The following is a 19,515-nucleotide window of genomic DNA, read 5'->3' on the forward strand; positions in this document are numbered from 1 at the left end:
GCCCGATGCATCAGCATTGCAGGCGGTCGATTCTGATCGAACACCGGTCAAAATGGCTGCGGTTTCTCGGTGACTAGTGCTGCTAGCAGAGGTCATTGGGCCGGTGAATCCGAACGGCAGCAACCAGCCTAAAACCGCCCTACTCTCACCAAGGCAGCTGTTCCCCCCCATAGCCATAAAAATCACCCGTCTCCCCCGCCTCCAATCCATCCATCACCCGCAACATATCGCCCGCAGCATCGCTGGCCGGCCGACCGATTTCCGCACCGTTGAACGGTGCCGACAGCGCCGAGTTGACGGTGCCCGGGTGCAGTGCCACCAGCACGGCCTGCGGGTGGGTACGTGCTACTTCGATGGACGCGGTTTTGAGCAGCATGTTGAGCGCGGCCTTCGATGCGCGGTAGCTGTACCAGCCGCCCAGGCGGTTGTCGCCAATGCTGCCCACCTTGGCCGAGAGCACGGCCAGCAGGCCGCGCTCGTGCTTGGGCAGCAGCGGCGCAAAGTGGGCCAGCACCAGCGCAGGGCCGAAGGTGTTGGTGCGGAAGGTGGCCTCCATCTGCGCGTAGTTCATCTGGCCCAGGCGCTTTTCAGGCAGGCCGTGGGGGCCATGCAGCATGCCTGCGGCGTGGATGATGCAGTGCCACGGGCCCTGGGCCTTGAGGTGTTGGGCGGCCTGGGCGATGGTGGCCTCGTCGTCCAGGTCGATCGCCGGGCTGGTGTGGCGACCCAGGCCCACGGCCAAGGCGCAGCGCGGGTCGGCCCGCAGGTGCGCCAGAAAGGCGCTGCCGATGGCGCCGGTGGCACCGATGACGATGGCGCGGTAGCCGTGGGGGAGTGAGTTCATGGGGATGACCAGTCGCCTGGGTGTGTGTCTTGCGCATAGAGCAGGACGCCATTGCAGAGCACTTTGGCCTGATGGTGCGGAAACACATGGTGGCCGCAGTGCTCGGTGAAAACGGCGACGGTGCGGCGGGCTTCGCTCACCAGTGCGAACGCGTAATTGAATTCCACGGCGGATCCATCCATGAGTTCGATGCGAAGGGTTTGGGAGGGGAAAAAGATCAAATGGCCGGGCTTGGCCATGAACGTTTCCACGGTGCAGCCATAGCGGGCTGCAAGCTCTTCAGCCCACTCCTGAATGATCTGGGCAGACATACGCGGCACAGGGTATTGATTGAATTGCATGGCTGGTACATGAGCGGAAATCAAAGCGCACCCAGTCTAGTGCGCAAGCCAGCAGCATGTTCACGCAGCGCATCGAGCTGCGGGCCCTGCATCTTTTGCAGCTGGCGGTACACCATGCCCAGGCGCAGGTTGCTACCCAGCACCGCTTCGTTGCGCGCAAAAAAGTCCCAGTACAGCGCGTTGTACGGGCACGCACGCTCGCCCACCTTCAGCTTCTTGTCGTAGTGGCACCCGGTGCAGTAGTCGCTCATCCGGTCGATGTACGCGGCGCTGCTCACGTACGGCTTGGTGGCCAGAAGGCCGCCGTCGGCGAACTGGCTCATGCCCACGGTGTTGGGCACCTCCACCCATTCGAACGCGTCGATGTACACGCCCAGGTACCAGCGGTGCACGGCGGCGGGGTCAAGCCCTGCCAGCAATGCGAAGTTGCCGATGACCATGAGGCGCTGGATGTGGTGGGCGTACGCGTGCTCCAGCGACTGGCCCACGGCGTGCTGCATGCAGCGCATGCGGGTGTGGCTGGTCCAGAACCAGTCGGGCAGCGGCGCGGTGTGGCCCAGGGCGTTGCGCTCGTCGTACCCGGGCATGTGGGCCCAGTAGATGCCGCGCACGTATTCGCGCCAGCCCAGGATCTGGCGGACGAAGCCCTCCACCGCGGGCAGCGGGGCGGTGCCTGCGCGGTAGGCGGCCTCCGCACGCTGCACCACCTCGCGCGGGTTCAGCATCTTGGTGTTGAGCGCAAACGACAGCAGCGAGTGGAACAGCCGCGGGCTGCGCGTGCTCATCGCGTCTTCGTAGGCGCCAAAGTGCGGCAGCGTGGTGGTGATGAAGTGGTCAAGCCACGCCAGCGCTTCTGCGCGATTGACGGGCCAGCGCAGTTGGTCGGACTGGGGGTTGCCAAAGCTTTGCACGCCCGCGGCCACGATGGTGACCCACAGCGCGCTGTGGTCGTGCGTGGGGCGTGCATCGGGCGGGGTGGCGGGCGTGCCGGGCCAGGGCTTGCGGTTGTCGTGGTCGTAGTTCCAGTGGCCGCCTTCGGGCTCGCCCACGTCGTCCATCAGCACGCGGTGGCGCTGGCGCATGCGGCGGTAGAAGTGCTCCATGAGCCACTGCGGGCGGCCCTGGAACGTGTCGGCCACCTCGGTGCGCGATGTGTAGAAGTGCTCGCTGCCCACGGCCTCGACGGCAAAGGTTTGCTCCGCCCCCCAGGTGCGCAGTTGCTCGTCCAGCCGCCATTCGTCGGGGTGCTGGTACTGCAGGCGCTGCGCGCCGTAGTGCGCCATGAGCGCGGCCAGGTTGCCGGGCAGGGACTGGCGGTTGCTGGCGTCGTCGATGGCGACGTAGCGCACGCGGTGGCCGGCCGCGCGCAGCTGGCGGGCCAGGTCGCGCAGGGCGGCGAAGATGGCCAGGATCTTTTGCGCGTGGTGCAGCACGTAGTCGGTTTCTTGCCGCACTTCCATCAGCACGTAGACCACGCCGGCATCGTGCTCGGCAAACCAGCTGTGCAGGGGGTTGAGCTGGTCGCCCAGCACCAGGCGCAGGGTGTGGGCGCGGGGCGGGGGTGGGGTCATGGATGTGGTCAAAGGGGCGTGGTGTGGCGCTGCCGCTGGATTATGTTCGGGCGGCGCCGCGGGGCGCGATGGGCAGGCCCAATTGCACACGCGCGGGCAGCCAGGACGCGGTCCGGGGCCAGTCTCCAAGGTGACGCGCGGGGCGGTGCAGCCAGTGTTTTCCCCGACCGGTGCGGGCCGGGCCGCGCTGGATACTGGCCGCGCCGCCAGCGGCGGGTGCGCCCTGTGCGGGCCCGGCTGGCAGGACACAGAACGACAGGAGACCCGGCCCATGCCCACCCTTCCAACCCCTTGCGCCCCTTGCGCCCCGCCGCCACTCACGCGCCGCCGGTTGCTTACTGCCGCTGCGGCGGCCTCGGCCGCCACGGCCCCCGCGTGGGTGCACGCGCAGCCTGCCGAGGCCTGGCGCATCGGCCAGACGGCGGCGCTCAGCGGGCCGCTGGCCTTTCCGTTCGTGGAGATGAACAAGGGCATCAACGCCGCGTTCATCGAGGCCAACGACAAGGGCGGCGTGGACGGGCGCAAGCTCGAGCTGGTAAGCCTGGACGACGGCGGCGACCCGGCCAAGGCCACCGACAACGCCCGCAAGCTCGTCGAGCAGGAGCGCGCCTTTGCGCTGCTGGGCTGCGGCGGCACCACCAGCGTGATGGGCGCGCTGCCGGTGGCCATGGCGGCCAAGGTGCCGGTGATAGCGCCGGCCACGGGGTCGGACGCGCTGCGGCCCTTCAACCCGCTGGTGTTCCATGCGCGCGCCAGCTATGCGCAGGAGCTGAGCAAGATCGTGCAGCAGCTGGGCTCCACCGGGTTCACCAAGTGCGCGGTGGCGTACTTCGACAACCCGTTTGGCAAGGCGACGCTGGCGGCGTTCGACGCGGCGGCCAAGGCGCATGGCAACACGGCGTGGAAGGCGTTCCTCGTGACCGAGACGCCCGAGGGCATTGCCCGTGCGGTGGACGAGATTGCAGCGTGGCAGCCCAACGCGCTGACGTCGCTGTCGGTGGGGGCGATGGGCATTCCGTTCTACAAGGCGCTGCGTGCGCGGGTGAAGGCGCCGGCGTTTTCGATTTCGTTCCTGGGCTCGCGCCCGCTGCTGGCCGCGCTGGGCGAGTCGGCCAAGGGCATCACGGTGGCGCAGGTGGTGCCCAACCCCGACAGCGTGGCGATACCGCTGGTGAAGGCCTACCAGGCCGCGCTCAGGCGCGTGGAGGGCAGCGCGCCGGGGTATTCGTCGCTCGAAGGCTATGTGAGCGGCCGCCTGATGATCGAGGCGCTGCGCCGCGCGGGCCGCGCCGCGTCGCGCGAGAAGCTGATGGAGGCGCTGCACTCCATGCGGCCGTACGACATGGGCGGCTTCGAGCTGCGGTATGGGCCGCAGGACCACAACGGCACGGATTTTGTAGAGCTGACGTATTTCAATGGGGACCGGTTCAGGCGCTGATGCCGTGAGGCGGTGCAGCGGCGAGGCGACGAGGCTTCCATCTGCGAAACGATCCATCGGCCGGTGTGGGGGCTGACCACCGCCGCAGGCTGGCCGGTCAGGGGCCGGCGCTGCCGCCACCGGCCGGGCGCTGGCGCTTGTGTTCACTGCGGCAGCGGTCCGAACAGTATTTCACCTCGTCCCACACCTTCTCCCACTTCTTGCGCCAGGTGAAGGGCAGGCCGCAGTGCAGGCAGGTCTTGTGCGGCAGGTCGTGCTTCTTGCGCATGCGCATGGGTGTGCAGAGATACCAGGGTACGGGGGCTGGGCGCGCGGATTGAACAGACAGTTGAACGGGGCGGCTGACTGCGGTGACGGCAGGTGGTGCATGGTAAGCCCGGCACCAAGCCGCAACCCCCCCTGCCGCCGCCATTGTGCCGCAGCGGGCAGATGCCCCCAGCCGCGCAGGCGGGCAGCGGCGCCCGTAAACTTGCGCCCATGACGCTCAAAATCACCGTGTATTCCAAGTCCGCCTGCCCGCAGTGCGACTCCGTCAAGAAACTGCTGCAGTCGCGCGCCCTGCCCTTTGAAGAGATCAAGATCGACGACGAGGCCGAGCGCCTGGCTTTCTATGCCAAGTGCGGGCCGTCGGTGCGGCAGATGCCGCAGGTCTTCATCAACGACCAGCGGGTCGGCGGCCTGGCGGGCGTGCAGGCTGCCCTGGCGCAACTGGCCCAGCAGCAACCGTAACCACCGCTGCGGCAACCGCCAAAGCCCCGACAGCCACTACGGGGTTGCGCACCGCTAGCGGTACTGCGCTGCGGTGATGAACTGGCCGAACGTCTCGCACCACACGACCACGGTGTTGAACCTGGCAGGGTCTGCGCCCTGCGGCACCGGCACGATGAAGTTGTCGAAGGTCTTGACGTCGCCGATGCGCAACATCTGCGGCTTGATGCGCAGAAAGTCGGCCTCGGTCTCCACGAACTGGGGCGACAGGTAGAGCTTGTAGTCGGGCCCGGGGGCCAGCCGGCCCTGCAGGCTGATGCTGTGCGGGCCGATGTGGACCGTGCCCTCGCCCCAGTGCAGCGCGTCGCTGCCTTTGAGGTCGCGGCGCAGCGTGGCCGTCCACTGCGCGGTGGACGCGCTGGGCTGCAGGTCTTGCGGCGTGGGGCTGGCCGGCGCGATGAGAATGGGCAGCACGTACACCCCCGCGCCAAAGCCCACCGCCACGGCCAGCAGGTGCGAGGCGGTCAGCGCCAGCAGTTTCTTCATCGCTGTGCCACAGTCATCACAGTCATCACAGCCATCACGGCCACTGCAGGTGCGTGGCGGCGCGGTACTGCACCGGCGCCTTCGCATGCAGGCCCGCACCGCCGGCAGACCGCACGACGGCGGGCTCGGCCGGGCCGGGGTCCTTCACGCCGTGCACCAAAAACCGGTCGACCAGCGCGTAGTGCGCGGGCACGTTCAGCGCCGGGGCATGGCCGCAGCCGGCCACTTCGATCACCTGGGCCTGGCCGCGCGCGCCGGGGCCGCGGGTCAGCATCTCGGCGGTGACGTCGCGCAGCACCAGGTCGGACTGCTCGCCGCGCAGGCACAGCACGGGGATGTCCAGCGCGTCGTAGTGGTCCCAGATCAGGTAGTCGTTGGTGTGGTGGGTGAACTGCTGCACCATGGCCGGATCATAGTGCGGCGTCACGCGGCCGTCGGGCAGGCGGCGGGTGGAGGTCTCGGTCAGGCGGCGCCACTGCTCGTCGCTGAGCCAGCCGTAGGGCTGGTACACCTGCCGGAAGAACGCTTCGAGCTCCTGCACCGTGCCGAACGATGGCGGGTGGCCCGCATAGGCCTTGATGCGTTCGAGCGCCGCATCGGCCAGGCGGGGCGCGTTGTCGTTGAGCAGCAGGCTGGTGATGCGCCCCTTGAGCTGCGGCTCGAACAGGCCCGACGCGCACACCGTGCCGATGGCCCCGCCCATCGATGTGCCCACCCAGTGCGCCTTGTCGATGGAGAGCTGGTCGAACAGATCGGCCGCGATGCGCGCGTAGAACGACAGCTGGTATTCGTCCCCTGGCACGCGGGCCCACTGGCTCAGGCCCCGGCCGATGGTGTCGGGGCAGATCACCCGAAAGCGTGGCGCCAGGTGGGCGGCCAGCTCGTCCATGTCGCGCCCGGTGCGCGCCAGGCCGTGCCAGGCGATGACCACCGGCGCATCGGGTGCGCCCCACTCCATGTAGTGGATCTCATAGCCGGCGCAGGTGGCGTAGCGCGAAGTGGGGGACATGGTGGCAACCTTTGGGGACGAACAACGAAAATGGAAAACGGCGGGCGGCTGCGTGGGCGGCGCGGCATGGACGGATGTGCATTCGACCGTTCAACTAGGCGGGAGCCGCAGACAGTGCTGTAGCACGGCAAGGCGAACCAACGACGTTCAACGGTTGAAGGCATATCCGTACTATTTCATCAGGCGGCCGTTGCTGCCGATGACGGTGACCTCCACATAGCGCGAGCCGATGCGGTTGGTGGGCGAGTAGCCGAGCGTGATGCCGCCCAGGTCGTAGCTCTGCAGCGACTCCAGCGCCTTGACCACCCGGGCGCGCGAGGGCGCGGGCCCCGCGCGGCGCAGCGCCTCGACCAGCACCTTGGCACCCAGGAACTGCTCGAAGCTGGTGTAGTTGACCTCGGCGTCGGGCGCGTATTTCTTGAGCAGCGACTGGTATTCGCGCACCACGGGCAGCTGGGGCCGGTAGGGGTAGGGCACCACCTGGCTGATGCCCAGGCCGTGCGCGTTCTTGATGCCCGCGAGCTTGACCAGCTCGGTCGGGTCCACCACCGAGATGTTGTACAGCTGCGCGCCGCCGCCCTGCTCGCGATAGCGCTGGATGAACGCGGCGGCGGGCTTGTTGATGGCGATCATGATGACAGCGTGCACATCGGCGGCCTTGATGGCCTTGACGGCACCATCGACCTGGTCGGTGTTGCGCTCGTAGCCCGCGGCCACCACCAGCTTGAGGTTGCGCTTGGCCAGCGCCGCCTCCACGCCCGCCAGGCCCGCCTTGCCGAAGCCGTCGTCCTGGTACATCACGGCCACGCGGTTCATGCCCAGGGTGGTGAGCTGCTGCACCATGTGCTCGGTCTCGTCCACGTAGCCCGCACGCACATGAAAGATCCAGGGGTTGAACGGGCTGCGCAGCGACTCGCCGCCCGTGTACGGCGCCACCAGCGCGGCGCCGCCCTGCTCCAGCACGCCGTCGGCCAAGAGCTGCGTGATGTTGGCGGTGCCCGCAAAGCCGTACAGCGCCACCACGTCGGGGCGCGCCAGCATGCCGCGGGTCAGGCGCACGGTGTCTGCGACCTTGTACGCGTCGTCCACCACCTCCTGGCGGATGGTGGCGCCGTGCACGCCGCCCTGGGCGTTGACCCAGTCGAAGTAGATCTTGCCGCCCAGCACCATCTGCGCGCCGGTGCTGGCCAGCACGCCCGACAGCGGGGCCACCTGCCCCACCACGACCTCGGCCGCGTGCAGCGGGGGCGCCAGGGCGGCGCTGCACACGGCCACCGTCATTGCCGCCATTGCCACCATTGACGCCAGCCTGGAGGCTGCGCAGCGGCTCCATCGTTTGAGTTGGTCCATCGTGTCGTGTCTCCGTTCGGATGTCGTTCGCGCAGCCTTCCGGTGAGCGCGGGCACGGGGCCTGTGCTCAACCCGGGGGGGCTGGACTGCGGTGGTCTTGCGAAGCTCCTTGCGGTCAGTCGGGGATGGTGATGGCGCCTGCTGCCGTGACGGCAATGGCGTTGGCGGCCACGGGGGTGGCGGCCAGTGGCGGTACGTTGGCCGCGGTGATGGCGGGCGCGCTGCCGGCCACGCCGCCGCGCGGCACGGTGCGCACCACCTGGCTGGCAGGCAGTGCCTTGCCGTTGGCCAGGTGCTCGTACACCGCGTCGAGCGCGTGGTTCAGGTACACGTGCAGCGGCACGTAGCGGGTGTCGTAGCCGGGCAGCACCGTGGGCAGGCCGATGAAGCTGTCGAAGTGCTGGGCATTGGCCACTTCCACATAGCTGAGCTTGCTGCCCGCGCCCTCGACCTTCTTGTTCAGCGCGGCGTAGGGGCGCGAGGTGTGGCTCACGGGCAGCAGCGCATCGGCGCGGCCGTGCACGATGATGGCGGGCTTGCCGCGCAGGTTGCCGTTGCGGCGGGTCTCGTCCACGCCGGCCTGCAGCTTCTTGGCGGCGGCGTCGGTGCCGGTGACCAGGTTGCGCAGGCACAGCGCGCCTGGCGTGTTCCAGTCGGCCACGCCGGACTCGGACACCGACAGGAAGTCGCGCGCCGCGCCCAGCCTGCCCTGGTTGTTGATGAGCTGGATGCCGCCCGATGGCGGCACGCCGTTGCCCGTGGCGAACATGCCCGCCAGCGCGGCGGGTGCGAGCGGCGCCACCGCACCGGCCGCCGTGGCACCGGCGTAGCTGAAGCCGCACAGGTGGTCCTTCACGCTGGCGCGCGAGAGGCTGTTGGCAAAGGTCACGGCCACGGCGGGCGCGACTTCGAACGCGGCCAGCGATGCGTGCAGGTCGTTCGACTCGGGCTCCCAGCCGTAGTCGCGCAGCTTTTGCAGCGCCTCTTCGGCCTGCGTGGCGGTGGTGGAGGCCGACAGCAGCCCGGCGGTCTTCAGTGCCGCGCAGCGGTTGGGCGCAATGGGCAGCGCCGCGCTGGCAAAGCCCGCAGCGTACGCAGCCGCATAAGGGCTGGTGCTGACCGAGGCCGCCAGCGACGCGCAGGCCTGGTACAGGTTGGCATAGGTGGTGAAGTCCACCAGCGTCTTGCCCGTGACGGCGACGGTGGTGCCGCCGCGGCGCACGGTGACGCCGGGGTTGGCCGGCAGCTCCAGCGCCGGCTCGGACACGGCCACGCCGCTGATGAGGCCCTGCGTGTCCTGCTCGGCCGCGGCAATGGCGGCGCCGCCGCCGTTGGAGATGCTGGACGCGATGACGATGGTGTTGGCGGGCGTGAGCGTCTTCAGGCGCTGGCCGGCGGCGTCGGTGTTGCCGTAGCGCTGGTTGAGCACGTAGTAGCCGAACTCCACCGCCTGCAGCGTGGTGGTGCCCCAGTCCTTCTCGGAGTTCTGGCCCGAGTGCGCGTGCTTGAAGGCGAAGCGGTTGGGCGTGGCGGTGTTGAAGGCGGCCAGCTCGGTGGCCGTGAGGCCGGCGATGAAGGCCGCGTTCTTGCCCGCCGCGGCAGCGGTGGCGCGCGTGCCGTCGATCAGCGGCACGGTGTCGTTTTGCAGGTCGTGCGGTGCGCCGCCCGTGCCCTTGTCCGAGTAGGCCACGGCGCAGCCCTTCTTCAGGCCCCATTCGCCGGTGGAGATGCCGCCGTACACGCCGCGCGAGCCCGAGGTGGTGGCCGTGATCATGCAGGGCTTGGCCGGGTTGAACGTGGTGGGCACCTGCACCATGAGCGTGACGTTCTTGCGGCCCGTGCCGTCGTCGGCAAAGGCGATGTACTCGGTGCCCGCCACCTTGCCCTCGCCCGTGGTGACCTTGCCTTGCGCATCGACGTTGGGGCCGTACAGCAGGCCGTAGCCGCCCGCGGCCGTCATGTCGAGCATGCCGCGGTAGTTGGTGTGGATGGCCGTGCGGCGCAGCTCGGCCGCCGTGGGCTTGAGCGGGTCGGCATAGGCCGGCGGCAGGGCTGCGGCCAGGCCGCTGGCCCCGAGGCCTGCGGTCAGCAGGTCGTTGCTGGTGCCGTCGTAGCTGGTCTCGCTGATGGCGCCCAGGTACGCGGGCTTTGCGTTGAGGGCGGGTGCGTTGTTGTTGTTGCTGTCACCGCCATTGCCGCCGCAGGCCGCGAGGACCGCTGCCGCCAGGGCCGCGGGGACGAAGGGGCGCAGGCCCCCGTGGATGCTTTTCTTCACCATGTGCTTGTCTCCTGTTTTTTGTCTTCACTTTTTTACACAGCTACCCCGCACCTCACCCACGCCCGCTCCTGCGGGCGCCACCCACGTCCGCGCTGGCGGACGTGTGGTGCTCAGGCCTTGCGCGCCGCGGCCGCGCGCAGGCGCCCCACCACACCGGTGGGGAAGTAGTAGACCGACAGGACGAACAGCACGCCCAGCCACAGCAGCCAGCGGTCGGGCGACAGCAGCCCGGACAGCCAGGGCAGGCCCGACGCGGCCTCGCTGCCCAGGCGCAGCAAATCCTGCAGGTAGCTTTGCGCCACGAGGAACAGCACGGCGCCGATGGCCGAGCCGTAGATGGTGCCCATGCCGCCGATCACGACGATGAGCAGGCAGTCCATCATGATCTCGAAGCTGAGCGAGGTGTCCGGCCCGTTGTAGCGCAGCCAGAGCGCGAGCATGGCGCCCGCGCAGCAGGCGAACAGGGCCGACAGCACGCTGGATGTGGTGCGGTACACCACCACGCGGTAGCCGATGGCCTCGGCGCGGAACTCGTTCTCGCGGATCGCCTGCAGCACGCGGCCGAAGGGCGAGTTCACGATGCGCAGCAGCGCCAGCACCAGCGCCACGGCCACCACGAAGAGCAGGTAGTAGCACAGCAGCCGCCCATCCAGCGTGACGCCCAGGAAGGGCTCGTCGAACGGCTCGAAGCTGGGCGACAGGATCTCGGGCACCTTGAAGGTCAGGCCGTCTTCGCCGCCGGTGATGTCCGACAGCTGCGAGGCCAGCGTCTGGAACGCCGCGGCCACGGCCAGCGTGATCATCGCGAAGAAGATGGCGCGCACCCGCAGCGAGAACAGCCCCACCGCCAGCGACAGCAGCAGCGAGAGCACCAGCGCGCCACCCAGGCCCACGCCCAGCGCGGTCCAGGTGGGCCCCATGCGCGTGGTGGCCACCGCAATGCCATAGGCCCCGATGCCGAAGAACATGGTGTGCGCAAAGCTCACGATGCCGGTGTAGCCCAGGAGCAGGTCGAAGCTGGCGACCAGCACCACGAAGATCAGCACCTTGGCCGCGACGGACAGCGCCTTGACGCCCGGGAACAGGAACGGCGCGAACGCCAGTCCCAGGAAGATGGCCACGAGGATCACCGCCAGCACCTTGCTGCGCGGGTAGTCGCCGGAGAGAAGTCGGTTCAGCATGTTGTGGGGCTCCTCTTCAACGGTTGGCGACCGGGTAGACGCCCTGCGGACGCCACAGCAGGATGGCCACCATCAACGCGATGTTGGAGAACAGCGCCACCTTGGGCAACAGAAAGCCGGTGTAGTTGGCCATCAGCCCCACCAGCAGCGCGCCGATGAGGGCGCCGCCCGTGGACCCCAGGCCGCCGATGATGATCACGATGAAGATCAGCACGTTGACCTGCGCGCCCATCTGCGGGATCACGTTCTGCTGGTACAGGCCCCACATCACCCCGCCCAGGCCCGCCAGGGCCGAGCCCACGACGAACACGCCCACGAACAGGCGGCGGATGCGGTAGCCCAGCGACTCGACCATCTCGCGGTCCTGCACGCCCGCGCGGATGAGCAGGCCGACCTTGGTGCGCGACAGCGTCCAGGCCAGTACGCCGAAGACCACCAGGCCCACCGCCACGGCGATGAGTCGGTATTTCTCGATGGCGGCGTCACCAATCAGCAGCGAGCCGCGCATGCCTTCGGGCAGCGGCAGCGGGATCTGCGCGGGGCCCCAGATGACCTTGATCAGCTCTTCGCCGATGATCATGCCGCCCATGGTGATGAGGATCTGCTTCAAGTGCTGGCCGTACACGGGCCGCACGATGAAGCGCTCGAACGCCAGGCCCACCGCCCCGGCGACGGCCATGGCCACCAGCATGGCGGGCAGCACCGCCATCAGGTTGCGCCACAGGTCGGCACTTTGGGTGTAGTCGCCCATGGCGCCCAGCACGCTGGTGGCCACAAAGGCACCGAGCGCGATGAACACGCCGTGGCCGAAGTTGAGCACGTCCATCAGGCCGAACACGAGCGTGAGGCCCGAGGCGATGATGAAGATGATCATGCCCATGGCCAGGCCCGCCACCGTGAGCGTGAGCCAGGTGCTGGGCGAGCCGATGAAGGGCAGCACCACCAGCGCAAGCCCCGGCACCAGCGCCAGGGGTTTCCAGTCGAAGTCGCGGGCGATGATGCTCATGCCGGACCTCCTGGGCGTGTGGGTCCTGCGACAGCGTTTGCTACCATTTTTATAGCTGCTTGCGCTTGCCTATCGAGCGGTAGAGCACCAAAAGGCTTGAAATTCAGAGTGTTTGTCATAGTGCCAGCCCCAGCAGCGACCGCTGCAATGCCTCGTCTTGCGCCAGCGCGGCCATGCTGCCTGCATGCACCACCTGGCCGTTGTCCATCACGGCGACGGTGTCACCCAGCCGCTTGGCGAAGTTGATGTTCTGCTCGACGAGCAGGATGGTCACGCCGCTCTTCTTGAGCTGGTCGAACGCCTCGATCATGTTGTTGATGATGGCGGGCGCGAGGCCCTTGCTGGGCTCGTCCACGATGAGCAGGTCGCGCGGCTCGACGATGGCGCGGCTCACCGCCACCATCTGCTTTTGCCCGCCGCTGAGCTTGCCCGCGGGGTGGTTCCAGAACTTCTCCACGGCCGGGAAGAGCCGGAAGATCCATTCGAGCCGGGCCGTGTCCATCTGCGCGGCGTTCTTGGCGCCGCGCGCGGCCAGCAGCATGTTTTCCTTCACCGTGAGGTCCGCGAAGATGCCCATGTTCTCGGGCACGTAGGCGATGTTCATGCCGGCAATGGCGGGCGTGTTCATGGCCGTGATGTCGCGGCCTGCGAAGTGCACCGTGCCCTGCGACGCGTGCCACAGGCCCATGATGGTGCGCAGCGTGGTGGTCTTGCCCGCGCCGTTGCGGCCCAGCAGCATGGTGAGCTGGCCCTTGGGCACGGCCAGGTCGACGCCGTGCAGGATGTGGTACGCGCCGATGTGGGTGTGCACGCCTTTGAGTTCGAGCAGGTTGCCCGTGTGGTTGTGGGTGTTGGGGGTCGTCATGCGGCCGCCTCCTTCGTCACGCCGAGATAGGCTTCCTGCACCACGGGCGAGGCGATGACTTCGGCGGGCACGCCGTCGGCCACCAGGGTGCCGTTGGTCAACACGATGATGCGGTCGGCCAGCTCGCGCACCACGTCCATCTTGTGCTCCACCAGCAGGATGATCTTGGTCTTGTCCTTCTTCAGCTCGCGGATCAGGTTCAGGATCACGGGGGCCTCGTCGTGGCTCATGCCGGCCGTGGGTTCGTCGAACATGTAGACCTGCGGCTCCAGCGCCATGAGCAGCGCCACTTCGAGCTTGCGCTGGTCGCCGTGCGGCAGGCTCGCCACAGGCGTTTCCTGGCGGTCGAGCATGGCCACCGCCTGCAGGATGGCGCGGGCGCGGTCGGTCAGGTCGCGGTGGTCGCTCCAGATGCTCCACAGGTTCAGGCCGCGGCGGTGCTTGCCCTCTTGCGTGGCTTGCACGGCCAGGCGCACGTTCTCCAGCACGCTGAGGTTGGGAAACAGGTTGGTGAGCTGGAAGGCCCGGCCCAGGCCCGCATGCGTGCGCGCCGAGACGGACTGCCCCGTGAGGTCCTGCCCACCCAGCGTGACGCTGCCCGCCGTGGCGCGCAGCTGTCCCGAAATGAGGTTGAAGTACGTGGTCTTGCCCGCGCCGTTGGGGCCCACGATGGCGGTCAGCGTGCCGGGCTCGAAAGAGCAGGTCACGGCGTTGACCGCCACGTGGCCGCCGAAGCGGATGGTCAAGTCCTTGGTGGACAAGGTGCTCATGGGTAGTGCGTCACTTTCACGGTCGTCGTCTTTCAGGGGTACCGCGCGCCCTGCCCTGACATGGACAGAGCGCGCGGTGTTCAGCGCATGGTCAAGGGCATGTGCCGATGACGTAGTAGTTGGGACTGGTCTGCTTCAAGGTGTTGTTCACGAAGATGTTCCACAGCCCCATGCTCTGGTTGGAGCCCAGCGCGAAGGTGTAGCCGCCATACACGTACGCCCGGCCGGCCATGGTGTGGGCGTAGTTGCTGGCAGTGGTGCAGGTGGCGCCACCTCCCGGTGCAGCGAGCGTGGTGCCCGTTGCGGCGGCCGATGCAGCGCCCTCGGCGCCGTTGGCGTCGGCGGCGCGCACCGTCCAGCTGTAGGTGGTGGAGGCGGCCAGGCCGGTGTCGGTGTAGCTCGTGCCGCTCACCGGCAGCGCGTTGACCTTGTTGGCATTGCGGTAGACGTTGTAGCTGGCCGCGCCCGAGACGGCGCCCCAGCCCACCACCATGGAGCTGGCCGTGGCGCCGGAGGTGCTCACGCCCGTGGGGGCGGGCAATGCGGGGTTTGTGGGCGGGTTGGTCGTGCCGCCGCCGCTGGAGACCTGGTCCACCATGGCCTTGATGGCGGCCATCTGCGGGCCGGACTTCTTGGCGTAGTTGGCGTTGTCGTAGCCCCACCAGTCAAAGCAGCTGTTGGTGGCTGCGGTGCTGGTCTGGGGGTAGAGCATCACGATGTTGTTGGTCTCGGCCCAGCGGTTGTAGCCGGTGTTGCGCACGTACTGCTGCTGCACGTCGCTGATGTTCTGCTTGCAGCCGTGCAGCACCACGTGCAGCTTGCAGGTGGCCGTGCCGCCCGCCTGGCAGGCCTGCGGAATGTAGGCCCAGCCGGTGGTGGCCATGCCGTGGTTGGTGATGAACTGGTTCTGGTTGAACTCGACGTAGTTGCCCGTGGGCAGCGCAGCAGTGCTGCGCGGGCTCAACGTGCCGTACAGGTGCTGCAGCATGGCGCCGGCCAGGTCGAAGTTGCAGTCGCTGATGTAGGGCGCGCCCTTGGTGGAGCAGCCGTTGCCGTAGTCGTCGGTGACCATGGCGTGTTCGGCCGCGATGTCCTTCTTGTAGACCACATTGGCCGCGGGCACGAAGCTGTTGTAGTAGGTGCGCAGTGCGTCCATCACGCCGGTCTTGACCACGCTGTCGAGCGTGCCGGAGAACAGGTAGACCTTGGAGGCCTGCAGGTTGGCCACCGGGTCGATCAGGCCCTGGCTGGCCCAGCTGTTGGTGGTGCTCACCAGCGTGCTGGTGGGGATGCTGGCGGGGCTGGCCATGCAGCGCCCGGTGGCGTTGACGATGGAGCCTTCGGCGCAGTAGAACGGCCCGCCGGCGACCACGCCCGCGCCCTTGGCAAAGGTGGCCGAGTACGCCACGTGCAGCTGCACGGCCATGAAGCCGCCGGCCGACAGGCCCGACACGGTGGTCTGTGTCTTGTCGATCTTGAGCGCGGGGAGGTTGACGGCGGCGTAGGCGCCGCCCGATGCGCACAGTGCAAAAGCAGCCCCTGCTGCAGCCGCCCGGATGAAATTGAAAGCCATGTTGTCTTGTCTCCAAATAATTTTGAGAAAGTCTGACCCAGCCTCCGTGTGATCCGGAGGTTCATGCATCAATCCACTGGAAAAAAGGGGCGGCCGCCCCTGCGGGATGAACCCCGAAGGAGCAGGATGGTTGTCCTGTCCGTCGGGCCTCGCTAACGCATCGAAAGACCGGCTTAGCGCTTGTTGCGGATCGGCACGTTCATTTCTTCTGGCTTGATCTCGCGCACCAGCTCGGGCACGCCCCAGGCAAAGGCCGGGTCCACCTTGATCTTGAAGTGGTACATGCTCTGCAGGGCCTGGTGGTCTTCCTTACGGAAGGTCATCTTGCCCTTGGGGGTCTCAAAACTCATGCCTTCCATGGTCTTGATGAGCTTGTTGGTGTTGGTGTCGCCCCCCGTGGCCTTGAGCGCGGTGACCAGTGCCATGGCCGAGCTGAAGCCACCGGCGGTGAAGAAGTCCGGCGGGGTCTTGAACTCCTTGTAGTGCGCGGCCACCAGGGCTTCGTTCACCGGGTTCTTGGGGATGCCGAAGTAGTAGTAGGTGGCGCCTTCCATGCCGGGGAAGTTCTTGTAGCTGGCCATGGCCGGCAAGATGTTGCCGCCCGTGGCGATCTCGATGCCGTAGCGCTTCAAGTCCAGGTCGGCGATCTTGAACGGGTTGCCGGCGCCGGCCCAGACGATCCAGATGATCTTGCGGCCGGGCTGGTCTTTGAGCTTGTCGATCAGGCGCTGGGCACCGGCGGTGAAGTCGGTGGTGGCGGCGGGCAGGTATTCCTCGTGCGAGAGCTTGGCCTTCTTGATGGAGTCCTTGAAGGCCTTGACACCGTCGCGGCCGAAGGCGTTGTCCTGGGCCAGCGTGGCTACCGTCACGCCTTCCTTGTCGATCGCCACGGCGTTGGAGATGGCGTCCTGGCTGCTGTTGCGGCCGGTGCGGAAAATGTACTTGTTCCACCTGTCGCCGGTGATCGAGTCGGCCACGGCGGGCTCGACCAGCAGGATCTTCTTATATTCCTCGGCCACGGGCAGCAGTGCCAGCGCAACGCCGGACGACGTGGGGCCCACGGCGATGTCGGCCTTGTCGTCGGAGTACGCGGTGGCCAGCAGGCTCTTGCCCAGGTCGGGCTTGCCCTGGTCGTCCTTTTCGATGACGACGAGCTTCTTGCCATTGACGGTCATAGTGCCGCCGGTGGCGTAGTTCAGACCCATGATCAGGCCGGTCTGCGTCTGCTTGCCGTAGGCCTCCAGCGGGCCGGTCTTGCTGTAGATGTGGGCGATGCGGATCTCGCCGGACGACTGGGCGAACGCGGGGGCGGACAGCGTGGCGGCTGCGGTGACTGCGGCGGCAGCGAGGGCGACCAGGGTGCGACGGTGCATGGCGATGTCTCCTTTGTGTTGATGCCTGAACATTGCACAGTTCGTGCCAAGGCACAAGCTGTTGATTTTTAAGAAAATTTTCTGGGCATCGCCAAGGTCATGCCTGAAATTAATACAGTCAAATTGCCTGAATTTCAGACATTTGCCTGAAATTTATTCAGGGTTTTCCAGACGTCCATAGAGCGTGGCGCGCGAAATGCCCAGCTGCCGTGCGGTGGCCAGCTTGTTGCCGCCGTGGGCCTTCATCGCGGCGTGGATGGCCCGCTGCTCCAGCTCCGCCACCTGCTCGGCCAAGGGGCGCAGGTAGCGCGATTCGTCCTCGGCCTCGACCACCACGGCGGTGGTGTCCTGCACCGGTGCCGCGGGCTCCACACCGGCCTCGCGCAGCACGCGCTCGAGCTGCGCGGCGTCGATGGACTGCGAGTCCGAGCGCATCACCGCCTGCTCCAGCACATTGCGCAGCTCGCGGATGTTGCCGCGCCAGGGCTGCCCGGCCAGCAGGGCCAGCGCGTCGGGCAGCAGCTCGGGCGGGGGCGTGCCGTTGCGCAGCGCCAGGTCTTCGCCCAGGGCTTCGACCAGCGCGGGGATGTCGCTGCGCCGCACCCGGAGCGGCGGCACGCGCACCGGCAGCACGTGCAGGCGGTAGAACAGGTCTTCGCGGAACTTGCCCTCGCGCACCAGCGTGGCCAGGTCGCGCGACGTGGCGGCCAGGATGCGCACATTGAAGGGCACGAGCTTGTTGGAGCCCAGGGGTTCGATCTCGCCTTCCTGCAGGGCCCGCAGCAGCTTGGCCTGCAGGCTTTGCGGCATGTCGCCGATCTCGTCGAGGAACAGCGTGCCGCCATCGGCCAGCTTGAACTTGCCGTCGCGGCCCTTGGCCGATGCGCCGGTGTAGGCGCCGGGGGCCACGCCGAAGAATTCGGCCTCCAGCAATGTGTCGGGTACGGCGGCGATATTGACGCTGACGAACGGGCCGCCCGCGCGGCTGGACGCCGCGTGGATGGCGTGGGCCAAGAGCTCCTTGCCGGTGCCGGTCTCGCCCAGCAGCAGCACGGGGCTTTGCGACTGCGCTGCACGCCGCGCTTGGCGTTTGACCTCGGCGGCTGCGGGGCTCGATCCGATGAAGCTGGCAAAGGTGTACTTGGAGCGCCGCTCGCCGTCGCCCGCCACGGCCAGGCTGCGCCGGCGCTGGCTGGCCAGCTCGCGCCGGGCGTCGTCCAGGTCGCGCTGCAGCAGCGCAAACTTGCTGATCAGCGGCTGCAGCGTGGTCTCGGGGTGGTCGAACAGTACGATGCCGATGGCGCCGATCACGCGGTCGGCGTCGTCGCGCAGCGGGATGCGGCTGACCACGAAGGTGCCGGCCTTGTTGGTGAGCAGGTCGATCAGCACGGGCTGGCCGGTCTCCAGCACGCGGCGCATCTGGGTGTTGGGGATCACCTCTTCGACCGTGCGGCCGACGAACTGGTCGACCGACGAGAACCCCAGGTCAGGCAAAAAGCGCTGGTAGCCCTCATTCACCCACACGATGCGCCCGCTGCGGTCCACCAGAAACATGCCCTGGCTGACGCTGGAGAACAGCTGGAACATGGAGCGCGCCGCCAGTTCCAGAATGCCCTGGGCGTCCAGCGGCAGGGCGGGGGCGTCGTCGGTGAGCAAAGGCATGCGCGGATGGTAGCGCGGCGGCGCTGGGCGGGGCCGCGCTACCGCGGCGGCGAGTGCAGGTACTGCAGGCACCATTTGCTATACAAAATATAGCTGCTGGCGCTTCACCATCAAACGCTAGGTGGCATTTTCATTCAAAAGTGCAGGTGCCCCCATACCGCCATCCGCCCCCGCCGGGTACTGCGACCGCGTCATGCGCAGCACCACCATGGGCTGGATCGCCGCGAGCACCTCGGCTTCGCGCACGGCCAGTGGCTGGTCTACCAGGATGCAGGGCTTGCCGGTGCGGCGGCAGTGGTCCTGCACGCGCCAGTACTGGTCGTGGCTGATGCAGCCGGTCTGGCAGATCACCAGGTCGGCGGCGGCCAGGTTGGCATCCAGGGCCATGTGCTCTGCCGCTTCGGCATCTTCGCGCGCGATGATGTGGGGCGTGGGGTGAAAGGCATGCACCGCAAGCGGGAGTGGTGCGGCATGCAGCGGCGCGGGGACGTGCGCTGCTGCGGTGGATGACGGATGGACCAGCCCTGCCCTGTCAGCCTCACCCTGCCTTGCCGTGCTGGCGCCCTGCGCCGCCGCCTGGCGCCAGCGCAGGCACTCGCGCGACAAGGCGGTGATGCGCTCTGCCAGCTGGCCGATGTGCCGCGCCATGGCCTTGCGGCGCGGCAGCCAGGGGTGCGCGGCTTGCAGCTGCTCCAGCTCGTCCCGGGCAATGGCCAGGCGCGTGTCGCGCAGCACGACCGCCCCGCGCAGGCGCACCACCTCGGCGGTCAAGGCATCGATCTGCGCGGCCTGCGTGGCGATGGCGGCACTGCAGCGCTGTTGTGCGTCACCCAGCTGGCGGCACAGCGCCAGAAACTCCTGCGGAAGTGAATGCATGCACCACCTTTGCAAATAAGAACTATTCGCATTTTATGATAGAATCTGCCCTCGTTGAGCAAGCCTCCTGGTGGGGAGGGCATCGAAGGACGTCAGGGCCTTGGGTGTCTGGCTTGCGATGACT

At 67.7% G+C, this 19,515-nt stretch carries 18 protein-coding genes; 2 read left to right on the plus strand and 16 right to left on the minus strand.

Annotation, left to right across the window (positions count from 1 at the left end; translation table 11 throughout):
* Nucleotides 1-145 precede the first annotated feature (145 nt).
* Genes ASG27_RS16930 through ASG27_RS16940 form a run of 3 tightly spaced genes read right to left on the minus strand, consistent with a single transcriptional unit; the run spans nt 146 to nt 2,756 of the window.
* A complete protein-coding gene (locus tag ASG27_RS16930; RefSeq protein ID WP_200912442.1) occupies nt 146-844 on the minus strand; it encodes an SDR family NAD(P)-dependent oxidoreductase in 699 nt (232 codons plus the stop codon).
* Entirely contained in the window at nt 841-1,185 is a 345-nt protein-coding gene (locus tag ASG27_RS16935) for a hypothetical protein (protein ID WP_156370802.1), read from the minus strand. Before ASG27_RS16935 ends, ASG27_RS16930 begins: the two co-directional genes overlap by 4 nt.
* Before the next feature lie 20 nt (nt 1,186-1,205).
* A complete protein-coding gene (locus ASG27_RS16940; protein WP_056418746.1) occupies nt 1,206-2,756 on the minus strand; it encodes a cryptochrome/photolyase family protein in 1,551 nt (516 codons plus the stop codon).
* A gap of 271 nt (nt 2,757-3,027) precedes the next feature.
* Between ASG27_RS16940 and ASG27_RS16945 the strand changes: the two genes are divergently transcribed.
* Nucleotides 3,028-4,194, plus strand: a complete 1,167-nt coding sequence (locus ASG27_RS16945; RefSeq protein ID WP_162240450.1) for an ABC transporter substrate-binding protein — start codon at nt 3,028-3,030, stop codon at nt 4,192-4,194.
* Nucleotides 4,195-4,291: 97 nt separating this feature from the next.
* On the opposite strand, the gene ASG27_RS26015 is transcribed toward ASG27_RS16945, so the two are convergent.
* Complete coding sequence (locus ASG27_RS26015; protein ID WP_082486020.1) at nt 4,292-4,468, minus strand: DUF2256 domain-containing protein; 177 nt, start codon at nt 4,466-4,468, stop codon at nt 4,292-4,294.
* Nucleotides 4,469-4,671: 203 nt separating this feature from the next.
* On the opposite strand from ASG27_RS26015, the gene ASG27_RS16950 reads away from it, so the two are divergent.
* Nucleotides 4,672-4,923 carry a glutaredoxin family protein gene (locus tag ASG27_RS16950; RefSeq protein ID WP_056169887.1) on the plus strand — a complete coding sequence of 84 codons (252 nt, stop codon included), beginning with the start codon at nt 4,672-4,674 and terminating at the stop codon, nt 4,921-4,923.
* A gap of 54 nt (nt 4,924-4,977) precedes the next feature.
* Here the strand turns inward: ASG27_RS16950 and ASG27_RS16955 are convergent, their stop codons facing one another.
* The 12 genes from ASG27_RS16955 to ASG27_RS17010 all read right to left on the minus strand — a co-directional run bounded on the left by ASG27_RS16955 (nt 4,978) and on the right by ASG27_RS17010 (nt 19,391).
* Nucleotides 4,978-5,448 (minus strand): DM13 domain-containing protein, encoded by a 471-nt coding sequence (locus ASG27_RS16955; protein ID WP_056418751.1) that lies wholly within the window; start codon nt 5,446-5,448, stop codon nt 4,978-4,980.
* A 34-nt stretch (nt 5,449-5,482) separates the two neighbouring features.
* Nucleotides 5,483-6,457 (minus strand): alpha/beta fold hydrolase, encoded by a 975-nt coding sequence (locus ASG27_RS16960; RefSeq protein WP_056418754.1) that lies wholly within the window; start codon nt 6,455-6,457, stop codon nt 5,483-5,485.
* A 171-nt stretch (nt 6,458-6,628) separates the two neighbouring features.
* Entirely contained in the window at nt 6,629-7,756 is a 1,128-nt protein-coding gene (locus ASG27_RS16965; RefSeq protein ID WP_442854097.1) for an ABC transporter substrate-binding protein, read from the minus strand.
* A gap of 166 nt (nt 7,757-7,922) precedes the next feature.
* Nucleotides 7,923-10,085, minus strand: a complete 2,163-nt coding sequence (locus ASG27_RS16970; protein ID WP_056418756.1) for a D-(-)-3-hydroxybutyrate oligomer hydrolase — start codon at nt 10,083-10,085, stop codon at nt 7,923-7,925.
* A 110-nt stretch (nt 10,086-10,195) separates the two neighbouring features.
* On the minus strand, nt 10,196-11,266 hold the full coding sequence (locus tag ASG27_RS16975; RefSeq protein ID WP_056418758.1) for a branched-chain amino acid ABC transporter permease: 1,071 nt from the start codon (nt 11,264-11,266) through the stop codon (nt 10,196-10,198).
* A 16-nt stretch (nt 11,267-11,282) separates the two neighbouring features.
* Nucleotides 11,283-12,272, minus strand: coding sequence for a branched-chain amino acid ABC transporter permease (locus ASG27_RS16980; RefSeq protein WP_056418761.1), 990 nt, complete (start codon nt 12,270-12,272; stop codon nt 11,283-11,285).
* A 115-nt stretch (nt 12,273-12,387) separates the two neighbouring features.
* Nucleotides 12,388-13,137: an ABC transporter ATP-binding protein gene (locus ASG27_RS16985; RefSeq protein WP_056418764.1), complete on the minus strand. Its 750-nt coding sequence runs from the start codon at nt 13,135-13,137 to the stop codon at nt 12,388-12,390.
* Nucleotides 13,134-13,907 carry an ABC transporter ATP-binding protein gene (locus ASG27_RS16990; protein ID WP_056418767.1) on the minus strand — a complete coding sequence of 258 codons (774 nt, stop codon included), beginning with the start codon at nt 13,905-13,907 and terminating at the stop codon, nt 13,134-13,136. The genes ASG27_RS16985 and ASG27_RS16990 overlap by 4 nt, the downstream gene beginning before the upstream one ends.
* Nucleotides 13,908-13,998: 91 nt before the next feature.
* Entirely contained in the window at nt 13,999-15,480 is a 1,482-nt protein-coding gene (locus tag ASG27_RS16995; RefSeq protein WP_056418768.1) for an extracellular catalytic domain type 2 short-chain-length polyhydroxyalkanoate depolymerase, read from the minus strand.
* 173 nt (nt 15,481-15,653) lie between these two features.
* Nucleotides 15,654-16,853: a substrate-binding domain-containing protein gene (locus ASG27_RS17000; protein ID WP_056418771.1), complete on the minus strand. Its 1,200-nt coding sequence runs from the start codon at nt 16,851-16,853 to the stop codon at nt 15,654-15,656.
* 153 nt (nt 16,854-17,006) lie between these two features.
* Complete coding sequence (locus ASG27_RS17005; RefSeq protein WP_056418774.1) at nt 17,007-18,515, minus strand: sigma-54 interaction domain-containing protein; 1,509 nt, start codon at nt 18,513-18,515, stop codon at nt 17,007-17,009.
* 117 nt (nt 18,516-18,632) lie between these two features.
* Complete coding sequence (locus ASG27_RS17010; RefSeq protein WP_056418777.1) at nt 18,633-19,391, minus strand: DUF2325 domain-containing protein; 759 nt, start codon at nt 19,389-19,391, stop codon at nt 18,633-18,635.
* Nucleotides 19,392-19,515 lie beyond the last annotated feature (124 nt).

The sequence above is a fragment of the Acidovorax sp. Leaf191 genome (genome assembly GCF_001424425.1).
Lineage (GTDB): Bacteria > Pseudomonadota > Gammaproteobacteria > Burkholderiales > Burkholderiaceae_C > Acidovorax.

Coding starts and splice junctions, on each gene's coding strand:
- ASG27_RS16930 (WP_200912442.1), bottom strand. CDS start 844: ATGAACTCACTCCCCCACGGCTACCGCGCCATCGTCATCGGTGCCACC.
- ASG27_RS16935 (WP_156370802.1), bottom strand. CDS start 1,185: ATGCAATTCAATCAATACCCTGTGCCGCGTATGTCTGCCCAGATCATT.
- ASG27_RS16940 (WP_056418746.1), bottom strand. CDS start 2,756: ATGACCCCACCCCCGCCCCGCGCCCACACCCTGCGCCTGGTGCTGGGC.
- ASG27_RS16945 (WP_162240450.1), top strand. CDS start 3,028: ATGCCCACCCTTCCAACCCCTTGCGCCCCTTGCGCCCCGCCGCCACTC.
- ASG27_RS26015 (WP_082486020.1), bottom strand. CDS start 4,468: ATGCGCATGCGCAAGAAGCACGACCTGCCGCACAAGACCTGCCTGCAC.
- ASG27_RS16950 (WP_056169887.1), top strand. CDS start 4,672: ATGACGCTCAAAATCACCGTGTATTCCAAGTCCGCCTGCCCGCAGTGC.
- ASG27_RS16955 (WP_056418751.1), bottom strand. CDS start 5,448: ATGAAGAAACTGCTGGCGCTGACCGCCTCGCACCTGCTGGCCGTGGCG.
- ASG27_RS16960 (WP_056418754.1), bottom strand. CDS start 6,457: ATGTCCCCCACTTCGCGCTACGCCACCTGCGCCGGCTATGAGATCCAC.
- ASG27_RS16965 (WP_442854097.1), bottom strand. CDS start 7,756: ATGGTGGCAATGGCGGCAATGACGGTGGCCGTGTGCAGCGCCGCCCTG.
- ASG27_RS16970 (WP_056418756.1), bottom strand. CDS start 10,085: ATGGTGAAGAAAAGCATCCACGGGGGCCTGCGCCCCTTCGTCCCCGCG.
- ASG27_RS16975 (WP_056418758.1), bottom strand. CDS start 11,266: ATGCTGAACCGACTTCTCTCCGGCGACTACCCGCGCAGCAAGGTGCTG.
- ASG27_RS16980 (WP_056418761.1), bottom strand. CDS start 12,272: ATGAGCATCATCGCCCGCGACTTCGACTGGAAACCCCTGGCGCTGGTG.
- ASG27_RS16985 (WP_056418764.1), bottom strand. CDS start 13,137: ATGACGACCCCCAACACCCACAACCACACGGGCAACCTGCTCGAACTC.
- ASG27_RS16990 (WP_056418767.1), bottom strand. CDS start 13,907: ATGAGCACCTTGTCCACCAAGGACTTGACCATCCGCTTCGGCGGCCAC.
- ASG27_RS16995 (WP_056418768.1), bottom strand. CDS start 15,480: ATGGCTTTCAATTTCATCCGGGCGGCTGCAGCAGGGGCTGCTTTTGCA.
- ASG27_RS17000 (WP_056418771.1), bottom strand. CDS start 16,853: ATGCACCGTCGCACCCTGGTCGCCCTCGCTGCCGCCGCAGTCACCGCA.
- ASG27_RS17005 (WP_056418774.1), bottom strand. CDS start 18,515: ATGCCTTTGCTCACCGACGACGCCCCCGCCCTGCCGCTGGACGCCCAG.
- ASG27_RS17010 (WP_056418777.1), bottom strand. CDS start 19,391: ATGCATTCACTTCCGCAGGAGTTTCTGGCGCTGTGCCGCCAGCTGGGT.